This is a genomic window from Desmonostoc vinosum (genome assembly GCF_059505385.1).
The window spans coordinates 1-4,802 of the sequence record NZ_JCACKM010000279.1 but is presented as its reverse complement, the minus strand read 5'-3'; the positions used below and the strand labels follow the sequence as shown (position 1 = coordinate 4,802).

4 protein-coding genes are annotated in these 4,802 nt (G+C 42.9%); 3 read left to right on the top strand and 1 reads right to left on the bottom strand.

Annotated elements, in window-relative coordinates; translation table 11 throughout:
* The first annotated feature begins 291 nt into the window (after window positions 1–291).
* The 3 genes from AC5JMF_RS29820 to ftsH3 all read left to right on the top strand — a co-directional run bounded on the left by AC5JMF_RS29820 (window position 292) and on the right by ftsH3 (window position 3,873).
* Window positions 292–1,080 (top strand): hypothetical protein, encoded by a 789-nt coding sequence (locus AC5JMF_RS29820; RefSeq protein WP_495799321.1) that lies wholly within the window; start codon window positions 292–294, stop codon window positions 1,078–1,080.
* Between the two features lie 11 nt (window positions 1,081–1,091).
* On the top strand, window positions 1,092–1,895 hold the full coding sequence (locus AC5JMF_RS29815) for an aminotransferase class IV (protein WP_495799320.1): 804 nt from the start codon (window positions 1,092–1,094) through the stop codon (window positions 1,893–1,895).
* A 136-nt stretch (window positions 1,896–2,031) separates the two neighbouring features.
* Window positions 2,032–3,873, top strand: coding sequence for an ATP-dependent zinc metalloprotease FtsH3 (gene ftsH3, locus AC5JMF_RS29810; RefSeq protein ID WP_495799319.1), 1,842 nt, complete (start codon window positions 2,032–2,034; stop codon window positions 3,871–3,873).
* A gap of 291 nt (window positions 3,874–4,164) precedes the next feature.
* Here ftsH3 and AC5JMF_RS29805 read toward each other — a convergent pair whose 3' ends face one another.
* Window positions 4,165–4,350 carry a TetR-like C-terminal domain-containing protein gene (locus AC5JMF_RS29805; protein ID WP_495799318.1) on the bottom strand — a complete coding sequence of 62 codons (186 nt, stop codon included), beginning with the start codon at window positions 4,348–4,350 and terminating at the stop codon, window positions 4,165–4,167.
* Between the last annotated feature and the right edge of the window lie 452 nt (window positions 4,351–4,802).

Below are 4,802 nucleotides of genomic sequence, written 5' to 3'. Positions count from 1 at the left end.
GTCCCCCTTCGGGTGACGCTCGCAAGCTCGCTCTAAGCGAAGCTATGCCGCAGGCTTTACGCTGCGCTAACGCAGTCGCCTGCGGAGGGAAACCCTCCTTTACTCGCTGTCTCACCGTGTAAGCGCGTCTTTGCGTCAACCAAAACGCGAAATCTAAAAAACCTACCCATAAGAGCCAGGAGTGGGTGGCTCCTGACCCTGTTCCCTTTCATGGAACAGTTCATTAGTCTTGACCTTAAATTTTATAAAGGTAATATTATATGCAATAATCGCTGGCTAGGAATATAAAAAATGTTATTTTTATCTCGTGAAGCTATTACTACACCTTTTGTAATCGGTTTATGCATATTAGGAGTCGGCTTTATGCAATTTCCCCGACTGCAAAATCTCATCAGTAGTAAACAAGCTACCTCTTTAGCAACTCTAGAAAAAGAAATTAAGTTAGAAAATCTGCGTTTGAATTTTCTCAAAATTATGCCCAGTTTTGGCTATAATAATTTAATTGCAGATTGGGCATATCTCAATTTTCTCCAATACTTCGGTGATGATGAAGTTCGTGACAAAACAGGTTACAGCCTAAGTCCAGAATATTTTGAGGTAATTCTCAAACAAGACCCGCGATTTTTAGCAGCTTATCTGAGCCTTTCTACTAGCACCTCTTTATATGCTGCCATGCCCGAAAGAGCTATAGGATTGATGGAGAAGGGTTTAAAATCCCTATCTCCATTGGTTCCGAAAAAGTCTTATTATGTATGGCGTTACAAAGGAATTGACGAATTATTATTTTTAGGAAATGCTCAAGCAGCTCAGCAATCTTTCACAATGGCAGCAAACTGGGCTAGCGGCTACTCAGATGATGAGAGTAAGTTTGTCATGAATATTTCTCAGAAAACCGCTGAATTTTTAAGCAAAAATCCTAATAGCAAATATGCACAAATAGCCACTTGGGCCATGGTTTTAGGTAATAAAGTTGATGATCAAACGCGTCAAAGAGCAATTAGCGCTATTGAGGCATTAGGAGGAAAAGTTATTTCAACTCCTGAAGGCACACAAACAATTAGATTTCCTCCTAAAGATTGAGTTATTAATCAATGACAAATGACATTTTTTGGTATAGTGGTCATCTAATTAAATCTCAAACTCTGGAATTAAATATTAACGATCCAGGCTTGCTTTATGGTGCAACTGTTTTTACAACGCTGCGGGTTTATAATAACTCGCTCGATAGTAGTTTAACCAACTGGCCGGCACATTGCGATCGCCTATTTTCTTCACTAAAATTTTTTGATTGGCAACAACCGGACTGGAACCGAGTACGTCAAGGTGCAGAAACGATCTCACTACACTTTCCTGTTCTCAGAATCACGCTCTTTGCTGATGGCCGGGAATGGATAATTGGCAGGTTCTTACCAGAGGATTTGCCACAGAAACAAAGACATGGCGTGACTTGCACTATCGCCCAGTCAGAATTGTATCGCCCTCTCCCCACTCATAAAACCGGAAACTACTTAAGTGCATGGCTGGCAAAAAATAGCGCCCACAACTTAGATGCTCAAGAAGCGATTTTAGTGAATAATGCCGGAAATTGGCTAGAAACAAGTACAGGTAATCTTTGGGGATGGCGTGATGGTAGTTGGTGGACACCGCCATTGCTTGAGGGAATTTTACCAGGAATCGCGCGATCGCAAATCATCAACTGGCTGCAACTCAAGCAACAATCAGTACAAGAAGAACCTTGGACAATAGGGTTAGTCAACAGTTTAGAAGCGATCGCCTACACTAATAGTGTGGTAGAAATTATCCCCATCCATACCGTCAAGCAGCCCACAGGCTCGCTACAATATAATCCCTACCATCCTAATTTTCAGCAAATCAGGGCACTATTCTTAACATGACAGCCGCGCCGTTCTGTTATACCTTAAGATAAGTTAACATAATTTTCATAATGCCCTCTTTTTCAAAGACGCTACGCGATGGCGCAAAACGCCCGCTAGAAAGTTAAAGCAAAAAAAGACAGGAGGATAAACCTCGGTGAATAAAAGATGGAGAAATGCGGGGCTGTATGCGCTGCTTTTTATAGTTGTGATTGCACTAGGAACAGCATTTTTTGACAAACAACCCCAAAGTAGAGAAACATGGCGCTACAGCCAGTTTCTACAAGAAGTTGAGAAAGGCAGAGTCGAAAAGGTTAGTCTTAGTGCAGACCGCTCTACAGCACTGGTAACACCCAAATATGACCCCAACAAAAAGTTGGTGACTTTGGTTAACGATCCAGGACTAATAAATCTTCTGACCACAAAAAGTGTTGATATTTCTGTTTTGCCACAAACAGATGAAGGATTCTGGTTTAAGGCACTAAGCAGCTTATTTTTCCCAGTATTGCTTTTGGTTGGCTTATTTTTCTTGCTACGCCGCGCTCAAAACGGCCCAGGTAGCCAAGCTATGAACTTTGGTAAATCTAAAGCCAGAGTTCAAATGGAGCCGCAAACTCAAGTAACATTTGGCGATGTTGCAGGTATTGACCAAGCCAAGTTAGAACTAAACGAAGTCGTAGACTTTCTCAAAAACGCCGATCGCTTTACCGCAGTTGGTGCAAAAATTCCTAAAGGTGTACTGCTAGTTGGCCCTCCTGGTACAGGTAAAACCCTGTTGGCTCGTGCTGTAGCCGGTGAAGCAGGTGTACCTTTCTTCTCCATTTCTGGTTCCGAATTTGTGGAAATGTTCGTTGGTGTGGGTGCATCCCGCGTCCGCGATTTGTTTGAACAAGCTAAATCCAATGCTCCCTGTATAGTATTCATCGATGAAATTGACGCGGTTGGCCGTCAACGGGGTGCAGGTTTAGGTGGTGGGAACGACGAACGCGAACAAACCCTCAACCAGTTGCTCACAGAAATGGATGGTTTTGAAGGCAATACTGGTATTATCATCATTGCTGCCACTAACCGTCCCGATGTCTTAGATGCTGCATTGTTGCGTCCTGGTCGCTTCGACCGTCAAGTTGTTGTAGACCGTCCCGACTATTCAGGGCGTAGCGAAATCCTCAAGGTACATGCCCGTGGTAAGACCTTGGCGAAAGATGTTGATTTGGATAAAATCGCCCGTCGTACCCCTGGTTTTACAGGTGCTGATTTATCCAACCTGTTGAATGAAGCCGCAATTCTGGCTGCACGCCGGAATTTGACTGAAATTTCAATGGATGAAATCAATGATGCTATTGACCGCGTATTAGCCGGCCCAGAGAAGAAAGACAGGGTAATGAGCGAAAAGCGCAAAACCTTGGTAGCCTATCACGAAGCTGGTCACGCCTTAGTTGGTGCTTTAATGCCCGACTACGACCCTGTACAAAAAATCAGCATCATCCCCCGTGGACGTGCAGGTGGTTTAACTTGGTTTACCCCCAGCGAAGACCGTATGGACACTGGTTTGTACAGCCGTGCCTATTTAGAGAATCAGATGGCCGTAGCTTTGGGTGGTCGCCTCGCCGAAGAACTCATATTTGGTGAAGAAGAAGTTACTACCGGTGCTTCCAATGACCTGCAACAAGTAGCGCGAGTTGCCCGCCAGATGATTACCAGATTTGGCATGAGTGATAAACTCGGCCCCGTCGCCCTCGGTCGTCAACAAGGCAACATGTTCCTGGGTCGCGATATCATGTCAGAGCGCGATTTCTCAGAAGAAACCGCAGCTGCGATTGATGAAGAAGTTCGCAAACTTGTAGATATAGCCTACCAACGCGCTAAAGATGTGTTGATAAGTAACCGTCATATTCTCGATCAGCTAGCACAGATGCTTGTTGATAAAGAAACGGTAGACGCCGAAGAATTGCAAGAAATTCTAGCAAATAACGACGTAAAAACCGCAGCGTTTGTATAACTGAATTTTGGTTTAAATTCCAAATTTCAATGGGGGTAATTCTAGAAATTCTGGAATTACCCTTTTTTATCTTTTATCGGAGATAAAATACGATTAATATCAAGTTCGGATAATCACTTATCATAAAAATTTCTCCGCGTCCCCGCGTCTCCCTATCTCCGCGTCAGCCCAATCATAAGTCTTTAAACGGACATGATATAAGCTAGTCTTCTAAGCATTAACCGAATCATTGCTATCTGTTGTGGGTTTGCAGACTAAATGAAATTTGTGCGAACTTCAGCAAGAGAGTATTTATATGTATTTTTCATGAAAAAGCTTGATGGCTCTCAGTGCCCATTGAGGTAATTGCTCTACAAACTGCTGATCAAGGGGCAAGTGTCCCATCAAAAGCCGAAAATAAATAGGCCCGTAAAGAATGTCGATCGCGATTTCTAGATCAAGACTCGGATCAAACTCGCCACTCTCAATGCCCTGCACAATAATAGTTTTAACCGCAGCACGGCGAGATAAATAAAGCGATCACGGTAACTGGCTAGAGCTTGTGGATCAGCCTGCCCCTCTGCAATAATTTGCGACGCGATTCGACCATACTCTCCTGAAAACGCTTCAATCAAAGAAGCCATTTGCGCTCTTATGGCTTTTTAATAATAAGTAATTACCCGAACTTGATATAAAACATTAAAATAAGTCTTAAATTATGTCCTAAAAATCTAATAATATTTGATATTTATATATATAATCTGATTAAAAAGTGATGCAAAAGAATTGTAGGTTGGGTTTCACTGCGTTCAACCTAACACCAATATCCATGTTGGTTTACCCTGCGGGAAACTGCCCGGAGAGCGTTTACGTTCCTCAACCCAACCTACGCCTATTAAATCTAATGCACCAAATTAGCTCAAACAGTCCACTAGAATGCAAAATTGATG